Origin of the sequence: Mycobacterium sp. 1164985.4 (assembly GCF_001668575.1) — a bacterium.
In the GTDB taxonomy this organism is placed as follows: domain Bacteria; phylum Actinomycetota; class Actinomycetes; order Mycobacteriales; family Mycobacteriaceae; genus Mycobacterium.
This window is the reverse complement of sequence record NZ_LZMD01000059.1, coordinates 13567-30598: the sequence shown is the minus strand read 5'-3', so window position 1 is coordinate 30598 and position 17032 is coordinate 13567. Positions and strand designations below refer to the sequence as shown.

Below are 17032 nucleotides of genomic sequence, written 5' to 3'. Positions count from 1 at the left end.
TGTGCGTTCAGATCGCAGATTTACTCTTTACGAGGCTATTTCGCGATCTGAGTGCACACTAGCGTCCCACGCCCGCCGCACTCGATTGATGATGTCGGCGGGGTGATCGCCTGCGACAACGCGAATGTGCGTCCATCCCCGATAGGCGATGAACTCCGATCGCACGATGTCCCTCCCCAGCCGTGACGGGAGACGGTGCAGCTCGCCGTCGTATTCGACCGCGATCATCACGTCGTCCCAACCCATGTCGAGTCGGTATCGCGGCCGACCGAAGTCGTCATACACGGGTATCTGCGTGCGCGGTCTTGGAAAACCCGCTCGAATCAGCAAGAGGCGCAACCGCGTTTCGCGGGGCGACTCCGCGCCGGGGTCATAGAGCTTGAGCATGGGTGATATTCGCGGAACCCCCGGCGACCCACGGTGTCGAATGGCGAGCTCGGTAACCGCGCCAGGGTCGAGACCCGTCGCATTGCCCAGCGCATCGAGTCGGGCGACGGCCCGATCGCCGCGAGTGAGCCGGGCGAGATCGAACGCCGTGCGCTCCGGCGTGGTGACGGGTATGCCGGCCAAGTCCTGCCGTTCATCGCTGAGCAGTCGGTCTCGTCGTGTCACGATCCCGCGAGGCGCACGCGGATTCGACCAGATCAGTTCGATCGCAACATCATCGGCGATGTACTTCGAACTGTGTAGCGCAGCGGCGGCGAGGCCGGCGACCACGCCCCGCCGACGAGTCCACAACCAGGCCGCGGTCGTCCGTTGCGCCAAGTTCGGCACCCCACCGCCGTCGAGGTAGACGTCGGGGTACAAGAGTCGATATCGGGTCCGCAGCTGGTACTTGTTGGCGACAAGGCCATCGCGCAACGCTTCACTCCCGACAAACGGCGTCTCCATAGGCGCACTGAAGATGACCGAACCGACAGATCCGCGCCATCGAACAGCCGTAGCGACGGCTCTGTGGATAACCGCCGCAAACGAAAAAGGCCCGGCACGTTTCGTGCCGGGCCTTTTCGTGAGTCTGCTAGTCGCTGTTGAAGTACGACAGCAGGCGCAGGATCTCGATGTACAGCCAGACCAGCGTCACGGTCAGGCCGAGCGCAATGCCCCACGCCGCCTTCTCCGGTGCACCGGCGCGGATCATCTGGTCGGCCGCATCGAAGTCGATCAGGAAGCTGAACGCCGCCAGACCGATGCAGACCAGCGAGAATACGATGGCGAGCGGACCGCCACTGCGCAGGCCGAGTCCTTCACCGCCGCCGACACCGAACAGCGCCAGCACCAGGTTGCCCAGCATCAGCACGACGACGCCGAACAGGCTGGCCACGATGAAGCGGGTGAACTTCGGCGTCACGCGGATGGCGCCGGTCTTGTAGACCACGAGCATGCCCGCGAACACGCCGATGGTCCCCAGTACGGCCTGGCTGATCAGCGCGCCGGCGCTGACGCCCGACACCATCAGGTTGGCCACCACGAACGAGAACGCACCGAGGAAGAGGCCCTCGAGCGCCGCATAGCTCAACACGATGCCCGGGTTGTCCTGCTTGCGGCCGAACGTAGCGATCAGCACCAGGACCAACCCGCCGAGCGCGCCCACCAAGGTGAACGGCATGGCGAGGCCGATGTTCTGCGCAACCAGGAAGTACGAGACGACCGCGACGGCCGACAGCACCGCGAGCGTGACACCCGTCTTGGTGACGACGTCATCGATGGTCAGCGGCCGCGCAACACCCGCCTGCCGCTGCTCCGGGTACTGCGTCACATAGGGGTCGGCGTGTACCGCCTGCGTACCGTAGCCGGCGGCCCCGGTACCGAATTGCGCATATCCGCCCTGCGTCCTTGGCAGGGTGCGAAATACGGGGTTGCTGGATTCCCGCACCGTCGGTTCCTCTCGTGTGAAGTCGATCGTCAATCGGCGAACACACCGTCAACGATCCGTGTCCCTGGTTCGGTTCCCGGCAACGCCGTCGAACTTTCCCAGCTTGTTCCCAGGAAACCCTACCCAAAGCAATCGCAGGTCGGGCGACGTTCTACATTGCATACCCGTGGGCGAAAACGAGGATGTCCTAGTAACAGTCGACCGCGGGGTCGGCCTGATCACCCTCAATCGGCCCAAGGCCATCAACTCGCTGAACCACTCCATGGTTGCGACCATGGCGCGCGTGCTCGCCGAGTGGTCCAGCGACGACGCCGTCACCGCTGTGGTCGTCGACGGCGCAGGCGAGCGCGGCCTGTGCGCGGGCGGCGACATCGTCGCGCTCTACCACAGCGCCCGGGCGGAAGGCTCCGAGAAGGGCCGCGAAGCGCGGGAATTCTGGTACGACGAATACCTCCTCAACGCCCAGATCGGCCGGTTCGCCAAACCGTATGTCGCCCTGATGGACGGCATCGTCATGGGCGGCGGCGTCGGGGTCAGCGCACACGGCAACGTGCGCGTGGTCACCGACACCACCAAGATGGCGATGCCCGAGGTCGGCATCGGCTTCGTTCCCGACGTCGGCGGCCAACTGATCCTCTCGCGCGCTCCCGGCCGGCTCGGCTACCACGCCGCGCTCACGGGCGCGAACTTCGACGGCGCCGACGCCATCGCGATGGGCTTCGCTGACCATTTCGTCCCCCACGACAGGCTCGCCGATTTCAAGGCCGCGATCGTCGCAGACGGCATCGACACCGCACTCGCCGCCCACGCGACCGAGCCACCGCCGAGCAACCTTGTGCGCCAGCGCGAATGGATTGACGAGTGCTACGCGGGCGAATCCGCGCTCGACATCGTCGCCGCGCTGCGCGGCCGTGGCGATGCCGCCGCCGAGGCGGCCGACCTCATCGAGACCCGCTCCCCCCTCTCGGTTTCCGTCACGCTGGAAGCCCTGCGCCGCGCCGGCGAACTCGCCACACTCGAAGACGTGCTACGGCAGGAGTACCGGACGTCGTGCGGGGCCCTGCGCTCCCACGATTTCGTCGAGGGCATCCGCGCCCAGGTCGTCGACAAGGACCGCAACCCGAAATGGTCGCCCGCCTCGCTGGCGGCGGTCACCACCGCCGACGTCGAGGAGTACTTCACGCCGGCCGATCGCGAACTGGAGTTTTGAAATGAGCGACGAGACCAGCTTCTCCACCATCGTTGTCGCGCGGGACGACCGCGTCGCGACCATCACCCTGAACCGGCCCAAGGCGCTCAATGCGCTGAACAGCCAGGTGATGCACGAAGTCACCTCCGTGGCAGCCGAATTAGACAATGACCCGGCGATCGGCGCCATCATCATCACCGGCAACGAGAAGGCCTTCGCCGCCGGGGCGGACATCAAGGAGATGTCGAGCCTGTCGTTCGCCGATGTCTTCTCCAGCGACTTCTTCGCTGCCTGGGGCAAGTTCGCGGCGACCCGCACCCCCACGATCGCGGCCGTCGCCGGATACGCGCTCGGGGGCGGATGCGAGTTGGCGATGATGTGCGATCTGCTGATCGCAGCCGACACCGCGAAATTCGGCCAGCCCGAGATCAAACTCGGCGTGCTGCCCGGTATGGGCGGTTCGCAGCGACTCACCCGCGCCATCGGCAAGGCCAAAGCGATGGACCTGATCCTGACCGGTCGCAACATGGACGCCGAGGAGGCCGAGCGCGCGGGGCTGGTGTCGCGGGTGGTGCCCGCCGACACGCTGCTCGACGAGGCCAACGCCGTCGCCAAGACCATCGCTGGGATGTCGCTGTCGGCCTCCCGGATGGCCAAGGAAGCCGTCAACCGCGCCTTCGAATCCACGCTGGCCGAGGGACTTCTGTACGAACGTCGGCTGTTCCACTCGGCGTTCGCGACCGAGGACCAGACCGAGGGCATGAACGCGTTCACCGAGAAACGCCCACCGAACTTCCGCCACCGTTAATCTTCGGGGGTGACAGACACCCGCGACGACACCACCGATACGACGATCGACGAACCGGTGCGGGAAGAACCGGCCGACAAGCCGAAAGGCACCGCGTGGTGGGTGCGGCGCTACACCTTCGCGGGCACTGCGCTCGGCCTGGTCTTCATCTGGTTATCGCTGACGCCGTCACTGCTGCCCCGCGGCCCCTTGTTCCAGGGCCTCGTCAGCGGCGCCGCAGGCGCTTTCGGATACATGCTCGGCGTGTTCGTGGTGTGGCTGGTGCGCTACATGCTGTCGAGGGACACCACCCCGCCGGCACCGCGACAGGCGTGGATCGCGCTGGCGGTCATCGGCGTCATCGGCCAGGTGCTGATGATCTTCTACTTCCACACCTGGCAGGACGAGGTGCGCGACCTCAACGGCGTAGCGCGCATGGGCTTTTGGGATCACCCGCTGACCGCGGTGCTGTCGATCGTGACGCTGTTCGTGCTCGTCGAGATCGGACAGTTGATCGGCAAGCTCGTCCGGTTCCTGGTGCGCCAGCTCGAACGCGTTGCACCACCGAGGGTCTCGGCGGTCGTGGTCGTGGTGGCGTTGCTCGCGCTCACGATCGCCCTACTGAACGGCGTCGTCGTACGCTTCGCGATGAGCACCATGAACCGCACGTTCGCCGCGGTCAATGACGAAACCGATCCCGACTTCCCCGCGCCCACTTCACCGTTACGCTCCGGCGGCCCCGGATCGCTGGTCAGCTGGGAGTCGCTCGGCCACCAAGGCAGGGTGTTCGTGGCCGCCGGGCCGACGGTCGACGAGTTGACGGCGTTCAACGGGCGGCCGGCCGTCGAGCCCATCCGCGCCTACGCCGGTCTGCATTCCGCGGACGGCATCAGGGCCACCGCGGAGTTGGCAGCCCGCGAACTCCAGCGCACGGGCGGCCTGGACCGTGACGTCGTCGCCGTGGCCACCACCACCGGCACCGGGTGGATCAACGAGGCCGAGGCCTCGGCGCTGGAATACATGTACAACGGCGACACCGCGATCGTGTCGATGCAGTATTCGTTCCTGCCGAGCTGGTTGTCGTTCCTCGTCGACAAGGAGAACGCGCGCCAGGCGGGCCAGGCGTTGTTCGAGGCAGTCGACGCGCTGATCCGCGAAATGCCAGAAGGACAGCGACCGCGCCTGGTCGTCTTCGGAGAGAGCCTCGGATCGTTCGGCGGCGAAGCGCCGTTCCTCGCGCTCAACAATCTCGTCGCCCGCACGGACGGCGCCCTGTTCAGCGGTCCGACCTTCAACAACACGATCTGGACGCAGCTGACCCGCGACCGCGACCCCGGCTCGCCGATGTGGCTGCCGATCTACGACAACGGTGAGAGTGTGCATTTCGCCGCGCGCGCCGAGAATCTGGCCCGCCCCGACGCACCGTGGGACAACCCGCGGGTGGTGTACCTGCAGCACGCCTCGGACCCGATCGCGTGGTTCAACCCGGATCTGCTGTTCGCCGAACCGGATTGGCTCAAGGAGCCGCGCGGATACGACGTCTCCGGTCGGATGCAGTGGATTCCGGTGGTGACGTTCCTCCAGGTGTCGGCGGACATGGCGGTGGCGGTCGACGTGCCCGACGGTCACGGTCACGTCTACGTCAAGGATGTGGCCAACGCGTGGGCGGCGATTCTGCAGCCGCCGGGCTGGACTCCAGAGAAAACCGAGCGCCTCCGGCCGCTGCTGTCGAACGACGAGAACGCTTAAGCCAGCACGGTCTTCAACGCGTGATATCCGCCGATGACATCGGTCGCGCGGTGCAGCCCGAGGTCGACTAGCGACGCCGCCGCCAGGCTCGAGGTGTAGCCCTCCGAGCACAGCACCACCCATTCGACATCGTCGTCGACGGCCTGCGGCAACCGGGCGTCGCTGGTCGGATCGCAGCGCCACTCGAGCACATTGCGCTCGATCACCAACGCCTGATCCACCTCCCCCTCGCGGGCGCGCTGAGCCTGAGGCCGGATGTCGACCAGGATCGCGCCGCGGTCCAACGCCGCGGGCACCTCGGAAGCCGGCAACCGGCGCAGCCGGGCGCGGGCGTCGTCCAGAATTCGGTCGATACGACTCGTCACGATCATCCCTCCGGCGCGTCGGTCAACTCGGTTCGGTTGCGGCGCAACGTGTTCCGATCCGTGACCTCGTAGTACGACATCGCGGTCAACGGCGGCGAATATGCGTGCACGCTCAACGTCGGCGTGATCGGAGCCGACGTGTCGCGATCGGGCGCCCACACCACGTCGTGCACCCACCCCAGCGGGAAGGCGGCCTGGTCCCCGGCGCGCAGCCGACGATGCCGCAACGCCCCGCCGTCCCAACGGGTCTCCCGCAGCACTCCCGAAACGACGGTCAGCGCGCCGAGCGAGCCGCCGTGGTCGTGCATCTCGGTCGACCGGTCGGGCACCCAGCTGATCAACCAGATGTCGAGCTCGTCATCACCGTGCAGGCGCGTGAACCACCGCTCGTCTCGGGGCGGGCCGCCGGCCGGCAGCAGATGGTCGTAACGACCGCTGAGCACATCGTCGGCGCCGCGGTCGGTGGCGAGCAACAGATCGGGCAGGCGCAACCGGGTCGGCGCGGAGACTGCGGGGACGGCAGGGGGCAGGACTGCAGGGGAGACCATGAAAGCTCCAAGAAAACCGGAAACGGGCAGGGCGGGGCGCTAAGCCCAACAACACTCCTGGCGTCCGGTCGTCACGGCCACAAGTCTGGCACGGGCCACCCGCCACATCACGGGCGGTGGGCGTCCCGCCCGAACCGGTGAGGCGTCGCCGCAGGCCAGGCGCATGATTGCGGGGTCGGAGGATAGATTCACCGTGAGCGCAACCCCGGCGATCCGTCCAGCCGGTGTTCGCCGCCGGCCGACCATTGCCTAGATTGACCGACATGGGCATGCGTCACGGCGTCGCGGCGGCCGCAGCGATGATCGCTGTCGTCGCGGGATGTTCATCGGACACCGAAGGCACCTCCGAGGAGACGTCGCCGCCGGCCGCGTCGGCCTCCGCCGCTCCTGATTCGGAAACCCCCACCGCGGCACCGGGATCCGTCGCGGTCTCCCCCGGCGGCGTCACCACGGCGGTCGGTGCTCCTGCCGACTCGACCGAGGAGGAGTACGCCAAGGCCTGCGAAGCGGCGTGGCAGTTCATGGCCGAACGCGGCGGCGACCCGAAGGACCACATCGAGCCCTACCTCGGCATGCTGCAATCCACGGATTCGGCGGGGCCCGGCACGTACGGCACCCCCTGGTCGCAGTTGCCGCCACCGCGTCAGGCCGCGGTGATCGTCGCCGTGCAGGCGGCCGCCGATCACCTCTGCGACGCAAACGGCTGACCTGCACCCGTCCAGGCGCGGGACAATGGCGACATGGCTGGTAAGCGAGTCGCATTGGCGCTGGGTAGTGGCGGCGCCCGCGGCTACGCCCATATCGGGGTGATCGAGGAACTGCAGGAGCGCGGCTACGAGATCGTCGGCGTCGCCGGATCGTCCATGGGCGCCCTCGTCGGTGGTCTGCACGCCGCCGGGAAACTCGACGAGTTCTCCGAATGGGCCAAATCGCTCACCCAGGGCGCCGTGCTGCGGCTGCTCGACCCCTCGATCACCGCGGCGGGCGTCCTTCGCGCCACGAAAATCCTCGACGCGGTCCGCGACATCCTCGGCGACGTTCGCATCGAGGACCTGCCGATCCCCTACACCGCGGTCTCGACGGATCTCATCGCCGGCAAGTCGGTATGGCTGCAGCGCGGCCCGGTGGACGCCGCGATCCGGGCGTCGATCGCGATCCCGGGCGTGATCGCGCCGCATGTGCTCGACGGGCGCCTGCTCGCCGACGGCGGCATCCTCGAACCGCTTCCGATGGCGCCGATCGCGGCCGTCAACGCCGACCTCACCATCGCGGTGTCCCTGGCAGGCAGCGAGGCCGGCGGCGCCGAGGAGCCGGCCCCGCACGGCTCGCGCGCGAGCACCGAATGGCTGACCCGGGTGTGGCGCAGCACCACGTCGCTGTTCGAGTCGAACGCAGTGCTGAATCGCTTCGGCATGGCCCCGGAAGGCGATCCCGCGGAAGGGGACAGCGAGGAAGAGCTCGTCGACGCCACCAAGGAGGCGTCGGCGGTGGTGCCCAAGCTCGGCAGCTTCGAGGTGATGAACCGCACGATCGATATCGCTCAGGCGGCGCTCGCGCGGCATCAGCTCGCCGGATACCCGCCCGACATGCTCATCGAGGTGCCGCGTTCGGCCTGCCGCAGCCTCGAGTTCCACCGGGCCGCCGAGGTGATCGACATCGGAATCGAGTTGACCGCCGCCGCACTGGACGCGTTCGACACGCAGCCCGAAAGCGTCACCGCCGCCGGGGATTAGAGGCCGAGGTGGTCGGCGACCCGAGCGGCGACGCTGCGGCCCTGCAGGCGTCCGGCGTGCGCCGACGGCGCCCGGCATGCGGGGTCGAGCGGGTTGTCCCCGAACGCGGCCAGCGATTCGTCGTCGGCGAACACGGCGAAGGCGCCGTATCCGGTCGCCTCGTCCCGGGCCGCGGTCCCGAACGGCGACGGTGACGACAAACCCTGGGGAATCAACGCGACCACGACATCGCAGTCGTCGGCGAGCGCCAGGTTGACGGTGCTGCCGACGCCGCCGTCCATGTACCGGCGCGGCCCGATCGTGACGGGCGGCCACACTCCGGGTACCGCGCAGCTCGCTGCGACCGCGTCGACGAGCGAGACGCCCGAGGAGCGGTCGAAGGTCACCAGTTCACCGGTGACGGCGTCGATCGCGGGGATGCGCAGCTCACGGTCCGGCCAGCCGTGCGACGGCAGCCGCTGCTCGATGACCTGCCGGCGCACCTCTTCGGTGACGGTGTCGGCGGAGAGCGCGACGGCGCCGATGCGCTGCAGTTTCTCGGTTTTCGAGCCGGGCGTGGTCATCGCCTTGAGGAACATCTCGGTGATGGCCTCGATGCCTGCACCGGGATTGATCTCCGACGACGTCGCCGCGGTCTGCCGCTCGAACAACGCCTCCAAGCCGAGTCCGCTGCCGAGTTGCGCCGCGACCGTGGACCCCGCGGACGTGCCGACAAGGACATCGGAAGCCAGCAACGCCTCGGCGGTGGCGGGTGATTCGTCGGCGATACCCGCCAGGATGCCGGTCTCCCATGCGATCCCCGCCAGGCCGCCGCCGGCCAGTACCAGTGCGCGTCTCGTCACAGCCCGTGAGTGTGCCAGGCGACGGACTCCCGCCGACGCCGCCCCCGAGGCTAAGCGAGTTCCCGGGCGGCCTTGCCGCTGATCAGCGGCAAATCCAGATACGTTGCAATACCGGGTTCGGCGGCGCACACAGAAGGCACCGAGTTCACGCAGTGCGCCGCGGTGCCGACGATGCCGTACTCCGGCCCCTCCCCTCCGACCGCCGACTGAAAACCCTTGACGACGATGTTGACATCCGGGTTGCCACGGACCTCCATCTCGTACCGCTGACCTTCCGGGCCGAATGTCCAAGCGGGGTCGAGGTTTTCCTCACCCATCAACCAGTTCACGGTGACCCGCACCACCGGCTCCCCCTCGACCAGGGCCTCCCAGTGGAATCTGCGCCCGGCGACCTGACCCGGTTCGATGACGCCGATCGGGGATTCGATGGGCGCCGTCGCGACCGCGATCTCCTGCGAAGAACGAACTTTCGGATCGGCGCGGAACTCCATTTTGTCGACGATCATCTTCACCGCCTGGATGAAACCCCCGTCGAGCAGCTTCTGCATCGGACCGCTCAGCGCCTTCTCGGGCACCTCGCCGAAGCCCATCACATGGCGCACGACGTCGGGCGCTTCGTAGGTGCGCAGATCTGAGAATTCCTCGGCCCGAACGAAAGTCACACCCGTCGAGAAGGCGGAGAACAGAAGCGGAAACTTCTCGCTGATCCCACCGGGCGCGATGCCGGTGCCGTGCAGCGTGGCCTTTCCCGCGATCGCGGCCTCCCGCAGCGGTGCACCCTGCCGATCGCTGGGATATACCCATCCGACGGGTGTGACGACATTCTTACCGGAGCGCAGCAACGCGGCCACCTCATCGGGATTGGGCAGCAGCGGGGAGTAGATCACGGCGTCGGCGTCGAGGGCGAGGATGTCGTCGACGCTGTTGGTCGCGGTCACGCCGAGCGGCTCGGTGCCGATGATCTCGCCGACGTCCTTGCCCGCCTTCTGCGGCGAGTGCACCCAGCATCCGACCAGTTCGAGGTCGGGGTGTTCGAGCACGCCCTTGATCGCAGCGACGCCCACGCCTCCGGTCGCCCACTGCACCACCCGCAGGCCCATACCGACTCCTTCACCAAGAAACTAGAACACGTTCTACTCTTGCAGGTCTACACCACAACCCCTCTCGCGCGGGTCACAATGACCGCGATGGCCGCGACCAAGATCGGGTTCGGTGTGCTGGGGCCGCTGGAGATGACGGCCGACGGCGCCCCGGTTACGTTGGGCACCCCCAAACAGCGGGCGGTGCTTGCGGTGCTCGTGATGAACCGCAATCGGCCGGTCTCCACCGACGCGTTGATCACCGCGGCGTGGGAGCAGTGGCCCCCGGCCGAAGCCAGGGCCAGCCTGCACTCCTACATTTCGAATCTGCGAAAGCTGCTCGGCACTGTGGGCGCCGATCCCAAGTCGGCGTTGGTGAATGCCGCACCGGGATATCGGCTCAACGCCGACGACGCCGCCTGCGACCTCGGCCGCTTCGTCGCCGAGAAGGCCGCGGGGGTGCAAGCCGCTGCGACCGGCCAGTTCGAGCAGGCGAGCCGACATCTACGCAACGCACTGAACGAGTGGCGGGGCCCGGTTCTCGACGACCTGCGTGACTTTCAGTTCGTCGACGCATATGCCACCGCGCTCACCGAGGACAAGGTGATCGCCCACACCGCCCATGCCGAGGCCGAGATCGCCTGCGGGCGTGCGTACTCCGTCATCGCCGAACTCGAGCGCCTGGTGGGTGAACACCCTTACCGCGAGCCGCTTTGGGCCCAGCTGATCACCGCCTACTACCTCGCCGAGCGGCAGTCCGACGCGCTCGATGCATATCTGCGGCTCAAGACCACGCTCGCCGAGGACCTCGGCATCGACCCGGGTCCGACCGTTCGCGCACTGCACGAACGGATCCTGCGCCAGCAGCCGCTCGATGTCCGAAAGGCCGCGCAGACCACCGCCGTCCACACCGTCGGCGACATCGCGGCGCGGACCGCGATCGCCCCGTCCTCCGCCGTGGCGGCTCTGCACTCGGCCACCGGACAGATCCATCCACTGACGGCGACGGCGACGAGGATCGGGCGGTTGGCCGACAACGACATCGTGCTCACCGGCGCCAGCGTGAGCCGGCACCACGCCGTGATCATCGACACCGGGACCAACTTCGTCGTCTCGGACCTGCGGTCGGCGAATGGTGTCGAAGTGCGCGGCGAGCGAATCCGCGGGACCGCGATGCTCGGTGACGGCGACCCGATTCGCATCTGCGACCACGAGTTCACGTTTCGGATCGACCCGCATTCGGCCTGATGCCGGTTTAGTGTGTTCTCGCCGGCCAGCCAACCGCCCCGAGGAGCTCCGATGACCGACCCCGAGCCGGGGGACTCTCGTGTGGGTTCCCAGATCGGCCCGTATCGGCTGCGTCGACTGCTGGGCAAGGGCGGCATGGGCGAGGTGTACGAAGCCGAGGACACCGTCAAGGACCGGATCGTCGCGCTGAAGCTCTTGCCCGAGGCTGCCTCCAACGACCCCGTCTTCCGCAAGCGGCTACAGCGCGAGGCGCACTCGGCGGGGCGGCTGCAGGAACCGCATGTGGTTCCGATTCACGATTACGGCGAGATCGACGGCCTGCTGTACGTCGACATGCGCATGATCGACGGCACCGACCTGCGCAAGGTGCTCAAGAACTACGGGCCGATGACGCCCGCGCGTGCGGTGGCCATAATCAAACAGGTCGCCTCGGCTCTGGACGCCGCACACGAGAGCGGCATCATGCACCGTGATGTCAAGCCGGAGAACATCATTCTGACGCGCGACGACTTCGCATATCTCGTCGACTTCGGCATCGCCAACGCCGCCACCGACGAGAAACTGACCGAATTGGGCACCGCGGTCGGCACCTACGCGTACATGGCGCCGGAACGCTTCACCAACGACGAGGTGACCTATCGCGCCGATGTTTACGCGCTGACTTGCGTTCTGCACGAATGCCTCACGGGCTCACAGCCGTTCCCGGGCGACAGCGTGAGCGTCGTCATCACCGCACACCTGATGCAGCCGGTCCCCAAACCCAGCCGGCAGCGGCCGGGCATTCCTACGGCTCTCGACGCGGTGATCGCCCGCGGCATGGCGAAGAAGCCCGAGGATCGGTACGCCAGCGCGGGCGACCTCGCCGCCGCGGCGAATGACGCTCTGACCCAACGGGATCAGGATCAAGCGGCCACCATCCTGCAACGCAGCGAGGCCGCGGGTGTGGGGTCTCCCCCGCCGCAGGCGTGGTACCGGACGCCCCAGCCGACGCCCCCGCCGACGCCGCCACCGAGCGCGCACCCCGCCGCGTTTCACACACCGCCCGGCGGCCCGCCGAGCGGGCCGATGCACCCGGCAGGACCGCCGAGCGGCCCGATGTGGGCCGCCCCTTCCGCATCGGGACCGCGCCCACCAGGACCGCCGCGCAAGGGCACCCCGTGGCTGCCGATCGCCGCGGCAATCGCGGTGTTCGTGTTGGTGCTGGGGGCCGTCGGGATCTGGTTCGCGGTGAAGCCCGACGACACGCCGTCGGCGTCGACCACGACGACGGCCACGTCGACACCGACCACGGAGCGCACCACCCGCAGGTCACCGCGCACCACGACGCCCGCACCGAATCCGGACTCGTTCGACGCCAAACTGCTCGGGATGCTGCCGCGCGGCTACAACGACGGCGTGTGCCGGCCGGTGAGCCCGCCGGCCCCGGGTTCACTGGCGACCGTGGACTGCGGACCCGCCTCTCCACAGGGCGGACCGGCGAACGCGCGATACTCGCTGTTCGCCGACCAGCCGGCCCTCGACAAGGCCTTCGACGACTCCGTCGCGGCCAATCAGGACCTGGTGCCGTGCCCCAACAGCGACGCCGACTCCCCCACCACCTGGCACTACACCGAGACTCCCGACAAGGTCGAGGGCCGCATCGCCTGCGGCGTCTTCAACGGCAACCAGGACATCACCTGGACCATCAACGAGAACCTCCTGCTGGGCGATGCGCAGGGCAACAACCTCGCCGATCTGCACAACTGGTGGCTGAAGTACGCCTGACCGGTCGCCAAGACTGCTTCAAGAATCCTTCAAGAGCTCCATCCGACTCTGATGTCAGCCCGGGACCACCGGGAACCGACACCCACAGGAGTCACGATGTTCGCTTCGCACCGCCTCGCCACGATCGGCACCGCACTCATGATGGCCGTGCTCGGATTGGGCGCCGTCGCCGGAGCCGGCACCGCACACGACGTCTGCACGAGGCTCGACGACGGCACCGATCCCGTCGACCTCGGCATGGAGATCCTCGAGACCACCGACCTGACCACCGGACAGGTCGCGACATTCGTCATCGCGTCTGTCGACCATTACTGCCCCGGCAACGCCGTACTTTTCGGCTGACGCCCCCGAATTTGCGGGGCCCCGCTGCGAGGAGTGGGGCCCCGCCTTCGTCGGTGGCTGTCCGGGCCGCTAGACACGTCGCGCGCTGTATGTTTGTCGTCAATCGCAGCGCAGCGAAAGGATGAGGGTATGTCGAGCGCCAGAAGCAACAGGGTTTTCGTCGTGGGCGTCGGGATGACGAAGTTCGAGAAGCCGGGCCGCCGCGAGGGCTGGGACTACCCCCAGATGGCCAAAGAATCGGGCACGAAGGCGCTCGATGACGCCGGCATCGACTACTCCGAAGTCGAGCAGGGATTCGTCGGTTACGTTGCCGGCGACTCGACCTCGGGCAACCGGGCGCTCTACGAACTCGGCCTGACCGGTATTCCGATCGCCAACGTCAACAACAACTGCTCGACGGGGTCCACAGCGCTCTTCCTTGCCGCACAGACGATCCGCGGTGGGCTCGCCGACTGCGTGATCGCGCTCGGTTTCGAGAAGATGCAGCCGGGCTCCTTGCAGGGCGGCCACGACGATCGTGAGTCACCGATGGCCAAGCATGTCGCGGCGATGGCCGAGATCGACGAGTTCGGTTTCCCCGTGGCGCCGTGGATGTTCGGTGCCGCGGGTCGCGAGCACATGCGCCAGCATGGAAGCACCGCAGAGCATTTCGCGAAGATCGGATACAAGAACCACAAGCATTCGGTGAACAATCCGTATGCGCAGTTCCAGGAGGAGTACACCCTCGACGACATCCTGGCCGCGAAGATGATCTCCGACCCGCTGACCAAGCTCCAGTGCTCGCCGACCTCGGACGGCTCCGGTGCGGCGATCGTGGCCAGCGAGGATTTCGTCGACAAGCACGGTCTGGCGGGCCAGGCGGTGGAGATCGTCGGCCAGGCGATGACCACCGATTTCCAGTCCAGCTTCGACGGCAGCGCCAAGAACCTGATCGGCTACGACATGAACGTTCAAGCTGCGCAGCGTGTTTACGATCAGTCAGGGCTCGGTCCCACCGATTTCCAGGTGATCGAACTGCACGACTGCTTCTCTGCCAACGAGCTTCTGCTCTACGAGGCGCTCGGCCTGTGCGGGGAGGGTGAGGCGCCCAAGCTCATCGACAACAACGACACCACGTACGGCGGGCGTTGGGTCGTCAACCCCTCCGGCGGGCTGATCTCGAAGGGCCATCCGCTCGGTGCGACGGGCCTCGCGCAGTGCGCGGAGCTGACGTGGCAGTTGCGCGGCACGGCCGACAAGCGGCAGGTCGAGGGTGTCACCGCGGCGCTCCAGCACAACATTGGTCTGGGAGGCGCGGCCGTGGTGACCGCTTACCAGCGCGCCCAGCGCTGATAGGGAATCATGGACCGCATGCGGACCACATGGATCCTCGCCGGAGCCGCAGCCCTCGTGGGCGCGACAGTTGCCGCGCCCGCGGGCCTCGCGTCGGCCGACGACCAGGAATCGGCGCAGGAGGTCATCTCCAAACTGCAGGACCAGGGGTACAACGTGACGATCGACAAGATCGGCACCGCCCCGATGTCCGAATGCGTCGTCACCAGCGTGCGCAATCCCCAGCAGTTCACCCAGCTGATGCCGCTTCTGGGCGGCAACCAGGATGGCGTGTTGTTCCCGGTGACCATCAGCAAACCGATTTCGGTGTCGCTGGACTGCAGCGGTCGTTAGGAATCCGCCTCACCGGCGCGAGCAGTCCGCGGTGACCGTGATCGTGCGCTGGGCGACCACCTGGATGAGGTCGTCGCCTCGCCGCACCGATTCCGTTCGCTCACGGGCGTTTCGCACATCGGTGACGACACATTGGTCGAGTGGCGCGCTTCCGATCCGGTTGACCTTGACGTCGAAGCCCTGCGCCTCGAGCGTGGCGATGGTCAGCTGGGCCGATTCGGCGGCCGACGCGATCGCGGGAGGCATGAGAATCGCCCCGCACGCCGCTGCGGCGAGCCCGGTCATTGTCAACAGTATTGCGCGCATGGCGCGCTCCCTTCGTGTCGTGAAGGCCCCTGCGGCCTTTCAGGGGGTACGACGGGCCGGCGGCGCCAAAGGTTCAACACCACTTGCCGGAGGGATGGCGTGACGGCGGAAGTGACGACGCGCGACGGCCGTCGGCTCAACAAGGCGGTGTCCGATGCGATGCCGGGCGCGGTCTGGCATCCGGTCGGGGGCGCCAGTCACTTCGTCGCGATCGGCTCGGGCAACGGGATATGCGCCGTCGCGGCGGCCGATCGGCGGGCGCCGTGATGACGTCCTACGCGGTGAGCGTCTCCAGCTCGCGCATCCGGGGCGTCACTATGGGGTCGGTCGCGACGAACTCCGAATAGAGCATCGGCATCGTCGCGTCGACGGCGAACATCGTCACACCGCCCGCGTAGTCGGCCACGTAGAGGCGACCACCGCGCGAATCGACCGTCACGCAGGACGGGCGAGCGTCGAGGGTGATCGTGTCGATGATCTGCAAGGTGAGCGTGCACAGCACCGCGACGTGGTCGTAGTCGACGATGTACGCCCTGCTCTTGTCCACACCCATCGCGAGTTGGGTTGGGGCACCACCGATCTCGATGACGTCGGTGATACGCCCCGTCGTCGTGAGGTCGACCGCGTGCACCACGCCACCGCGAGCCCGGTCCGAGCTGAGGACGAACGCGGTGTCGTCCGCGAGCGCGATATCGCGAATCGGGGAACCGATCCGCACGGCGCCGCCGACGCGCCCGGTCTCGAGTTCGACCGTGACGACCGCGCTGCCGCGCGCATCGGTGGTGGCGACGAAAAGCTTGGTTCCGGTCGGGTCGACGGCGAGTGCGTCGATCCCGATGCCGGCACCGGTCGCGACGTCGATGGTGCCCACGCGGTCGGCGGGGATGTCGATCACCGCGATGTCGATGCGCCCGTCGCCGGTGCGTCCGGCGTAGACCCGTTTACCGTCGGGGCTGACCGCGAGCGCCGTCACGTTGTCCGCCAGCGGATACGACGCGATCACCGACCTGGTGGCCGTATCCAGCACGGTCACCTCGTCCTTATGAGTCCACGAGGAGGTGCTCACGTAGGCGCGGTCGTCGTGGATCGCGACCGCGAAAGGTTCGCCGTGAACGGCGATGATCGCCTCTGCCGCCAGGGTGCGGGCATTGAGCACGGCGACGCTGTCGTCACCGGGGTGGGTGACCAGCGTCGTACCCGCGCCGGTCGCGGCGATGTCGCCGATCGGCCCTCGACTCAACTCGACGGCACCCAGCGCGGTGGGCCCATGCTCGGGCATCAAAAAGTCAGCCATTGTCTTTCGGTACCTCCGCCGGATGCGTGTACCGGCCCTAGATTCCAAGTCGTATCGCGCCGTTTCGGCGCGGTCTGCAACGAGTCTAGCGACGAATTCGGACCTACCCGCGCGACGCAGGAGGCGGGCTTCGCGCGTTCCTGCGAACCTCTCAGACACCGCTTAGAAAATCGCCCGTTACCCGATTGTTACCTCTTGGCGCCGTTGAGCAAACGGTTAATGACCTGTGTAAACGGAGGCGCCGCAAG

At 67.4% G+C, this 17032-nt stretch carries 19 protein-coding genes; 11 read left to right on the top strand and 8 right to left on the bottom strand.

Annotated features, from left to right (window positions below; genetic code table 11):
* Positions 1-27: 27 nt before the first annotated feature.
* Entirely contained in the window at positions 28-891 is an 864-nt protein-coding gene (locus A5650_RS10445) for a type IV toxin-antitoxin system AbiEi family antitoxin (RefSeq protein WP_067290116.1), read from the bottom strand.
* Positions 892-1018: 127 nt separating this feature from the next.
* A complete protein-coding gene (locus A5650_RS10440; RefSeq protein WP_067290212.1) occupies positions 1019-1873 on the bottom strand; it encodes a Bax inhibitor-1/YccA family protein in 855 nt (284 codons plus the stop codon).
* Positions 1874-2039: 166 nt separating this feature from the next.
* On the opposite strand from A5650_RS10440, the gene A5650_RS10435 reads away from it, so the two are divergent.
* The 3 genes from A5650_RS10435 to A5650_RS10425 are packed head-to-tail and all read left to right on the top strand — an operon-like array spanning position 2040 to position 5598.
* Entirely contained in the window at positions 2040-3083 is a 1044-nt protein-coding gene (locus tag A5650_RS10435) for an enoyl-CoA hydratase/isomerase family protein (protein WP_067290113.1), read from the top strand.
* A 1-nt stretch (position 3084) separates the two neighbouring features.
* Positions 3085-3870: an enoyl-CoA hydratase gene (locus A5650_RS10430; RefSeq protein WP_067290109.1), complete on the top strand. Its 786-nt coding sequence runs from the start codon at positions 3085-3087 to the stop codon at positions 3868-3870.
* Between the two features lie 9 nt (positions 3871-3879).
* Positions 3880-5598, top strand: a complete 1719-nt coding sequence (locus A5650_RS10425; protein ID WP_082950706.1) for an alpha/beta-hydrolase family protein — start codon at positions 3880-3882, stop codon at positions 5596-5598.
* Here A5650_RS10425 and A5650_RS10420 read toward each other — a convergent pair.
* Both A5650_RS10420 and A5650_RS10415 read right to left on the bottom strand, forming a co-directional pair.
* Positions 5595-5969 (bottom strand): rhodanese-like domain-containing protein, encoded by a 375-nt coding sequence (locus tag A5650_RS10420; RefSeq protein WP_197501835.1) that lies wholly within the window; start codon positions 5967-5969, stop codon positions 5595-5597. The genes A5650_RS10425 and A5650_RS10420 overlap by 4 nt on opposite strands.
* Positions 5966-6511: a cysteine dioxygenase gene (locus A5650_RS10415; RefSeq protein ID WP_067290107.1), complete on the bottom strand. Its 546-nt coding sequence runs from the start codon at positions 6509-6511 to the stop codon at positions 5966-5968. Before A5650_RS10415 ends, A5650_RS10420 begins: the two co-directional genes overlap by 4 nt.
* A 269-nt stretch (positions 6512-6780) precedes the next feature.
* On the opposite strand from A5650_RS10415, the gene lpqV reads away from it, so the two are divergent.
* Positions 6781-7218, top strand: a complete 438-nt coding sequence (gene lpqV / locus A5650_RS10410; protein ID WP_067290203.1) for a lipoprotein LpqV — start codon at positions 6781-6783, stop codon at positions 7216-7218.
* A 33-nt stretch (positions 7219-7251) separates the two neighbouring features.
* Positions 7252-8244 (top strand): patatin-like phospholipase family protein, encoded by a 993-nt coding sequence (locus tag A5650_RS10405; protein WP_067290105.1) that lies wholly within the window; start codon positions 7252-7254, stop codon positions 8242-8244.
* On the opposite strand, the gene A5650_RS10400 is transcribed toward A5650_RS10405, so the two are convergent.
* Complete coding sequence (locus A5650_RS10400; protein WP_156744080.1) at positions 8241-9086, bottom strand: patatin-like phospholipase family protein; 846 nt, start codon at positions 9084-9086, stop codon at positions 8241-8243. The genes A5650_RS10405 and A5650_RS10400 overlap by 4 nt on opposite strands.
* Positions 9087-9136: 50 nt before the next feature.
* Positions 9137-10186, bottom strand: a complete 1050-nt coding sequence (locus tag A5650_RS10395) for an NAD(P)H-dependent amine dehydrogenase family protein (RefSeq protein ID WP_067290103.1) — start codon at positions 10184-10186, stop codon at positions 9137-9139.
* Between the two features lie 87 nt (positions 10187-10273).
* Between A5650_RS10395 and A5650_RS10390 the strand changes: the two genes are divergently transcribed.
* The 5 genes from A5650_RS10390 to A5650_RS10370 all read left to right on the top strand — a co-directional run bounded on the left by A5650_RS10390 (position 10274) and on the right by A5650_RS10370 (position 15184).
* Positions 10274-11413 carry a BTAD domain-containing putative transcriptional regulator gene (locus tag A5650_RS10390; protein WP_067290197.1) on the top strand — a complete coding sequence of 380 codons (1140 nt, stop codon included), beginning with the start codon at positions 10274-10276 and terminating at the stop codon, positions 11411-11413.
* A 51-nt stretch (positions 11414-11464) separates the two neighbouring features.
* Positions 11465-13177: a serine/threonine-protein kinase gene (locus tag A5650_RS10385; RefSeq protein ID WP_067290101.1), complete on the top strand. Its 1713-nt coding sequence runs from the start codon at positions 11465-11467 to the stop codon at positions 13175-13177.
* 96 nt (positions 13178-13273) lie between these two features.
* A complete protein-coding gene (locus A5650_RS10380) occupies positions 13274-13519 on the top strand; it encodes a DUF732 domain-containing protein (protein WP_067290097.1) in 246 nt (81 codons plus the stop codon).
* 129 nt (positions 13520-13648) lie between these two features.
* Positions 13649-14851: a lipid-transfer protein gene (locus tag A5650_RS10375; RefSeq protein ID WP_067290095.1), complete on the top strand. Its 1203-nt coding sequence runs from the start codon at positions 13649-13651 to the stop codon at positions 14849-14851.
* Between the two features lie 18 nt (positions 14852-14869).
* The gene (locus A5650_RS10370) at positions 14870-15184 is read left to right on the top strand and encodes a hypothetical protein (RefSeq protein WP_067290194.1); all 315 of its coding nucleotides are present in this window, start codon (positions 14870-14872) and stop codon (positions 15182-15184) included.
* A 9-nt stretch (positions 15185-15193) separates the two neighbouring features.
* Here the strand turns inward: A5650_RS10370 and A5650_RS10365 are convergent, their stop codons facing one another.
* Positions 15194-15490: a hypothetical protein gene (locus A5650_RS10365; RefSeq protein WP_067290090.1), complete on the bottom strand. Its 297-nt coding sequence runs from the start codon at positions 15488-15490 to the stop codon at positions 15194-15196.
* A gap of 99 nt (positions 15491-15589) precedes the next feature.
* On the opposite strand from A5650_RS10365, the gene A5650_RS26755 reads away from it, so the two are divergent.
* Positions 15590-15757: a hypothetical protein gene (locus A5650_RS26755; protein WP_156744079.1), complete on the top strand. Its 168-nt coding sequence runs from the start codon at positions 15590-15592 to the stop codon at positions 15755-15757.
* A 7-nt stretch (positions 15758-15764) separates the two neighbouring features.
* Here the strand turns inward: A5650_RS26755 and A5650_RS10360 are convergent, their stop codons facing one another.
* Positions 15765-16784: an MmpL3/TtfA transport complex stabilizer gene (locus A5650_RS10360; RefSeq protein ID WP_082950703.1), complete on the bottom strand. Its 1020-nt coding sequence runs from the start codon at positions 16782-16784 to the stop codon at positions 15765-15767.
* Positions 16785-17032: the final 248 nt, after the last annotated feature.

What these genes read in the sequence shown, in the direction of transcription:
- A5650_RS10415 (WP_067290107.1), bottom strand. Translation starts at nt 6,511, where the DNA reads ATGGTCTCCCCTGCAGTCCTGCCCCCTGCCGTCCCCGCAGTCTCCGCG.
- A5650_RS10375 (WP_067290095.1), top strand. Translation starts at nt 13,649, where the DNA reads ATGTCGAGCGCCAGAAGCAACAGGGTTTTCGTCGTGGGCGTCGGGATG.
- A5650_RS10385 (WP_067290101.1), top strand. Translation starts at nt 11,465, where the DNA reads ATGACCGACCCCGAGCCGGGGGACTCTCGTGTGGGTTCCCAGATCGGC.
- A5650_RS10445 (WP_067290116.1), bottom strand. Translation starts at nt 891, where the DNA reads ATGGAGACGCCGTTTGTCGGGAGTGAAGCGTTGCGCGATGGCCTTGTC.
- lpqV (WP_067290203.1), top strand. Translation starts at nt 6,781, where the DNA reads ATGCGTCACGGCGTCGCGGCGGCCGCAGCGATGATCGCTGTCGTCGCG.
- A5650_RS10405 (WP_067290105.1), top strand. Translation starts at nt 7,252, where the DNA reads ATGGCTGGTAAGCGAGTCGCATTGGCGCTGGGTAGTGGCGGCGCCCGC.
- A5650_RS10430 (WP_067290109.1), top strand. Translation starts at nt 3,085, where the DNA reads ATGAGCGACGAGACCAGCTTCTCCACCATCGTTGTCGCGCGGGACGAC.
- A5650_RS10390 (WP_067290197.1), top strand. Translation starts at nt 10,274, where the DNA reads ATGGCCGCGACCAAGATCGGGTTCGGTGTGCTGGGGCCGCTGGAGATG.
- A5650_RS10380 (WP_067290097.1), top strand. Translation starts at nt 13,274, where the DNA reads ATGTTCGCTTCGCACCGCCTCGCCACGATCGGCACCGCACTCATGATG.
- A5650_RS10360 (WP_082950703.1), bottom strand. Translation starts at nt 16,784, where the DNA reads ATGGCTGACTTTTTGATGCCCGAGCATGGGCCCACCGCGCTGGGTGCC.
- A5650_RS10395 (WP_067290103.1), bottom strand. Translation starts at nt 10,186, where the DNA reads ATGGGCCTGCGGGTGGTGCAGTGGGCGACCGGAGGCGTGGGCGTCGCT.
- A5650_RS10365 (WP_067290090.1), bottom strand. Translation starts at nt 15,490, where the DNA reads ATGCGCGCAATACTGTTGACAATGACCGGGCTCGCCGCAGCGGCGTGC.
- A5650_RS10370 (WP_067290194.1), top strand. Translation starts at nt 14,870, where the DNA reads ATGCGGACCACATGGATCCTCGCCGGAGCCGCAGCCCTCGTGGGCGCG.
- A5650_RS10420 (WP_197501835.1), bottom strand. Translation starts at nt 5,969, where the DNA reads ATGATCGTGACGAGTCGTATCGACCGAATTCTGGACGACGCCCGCGCC.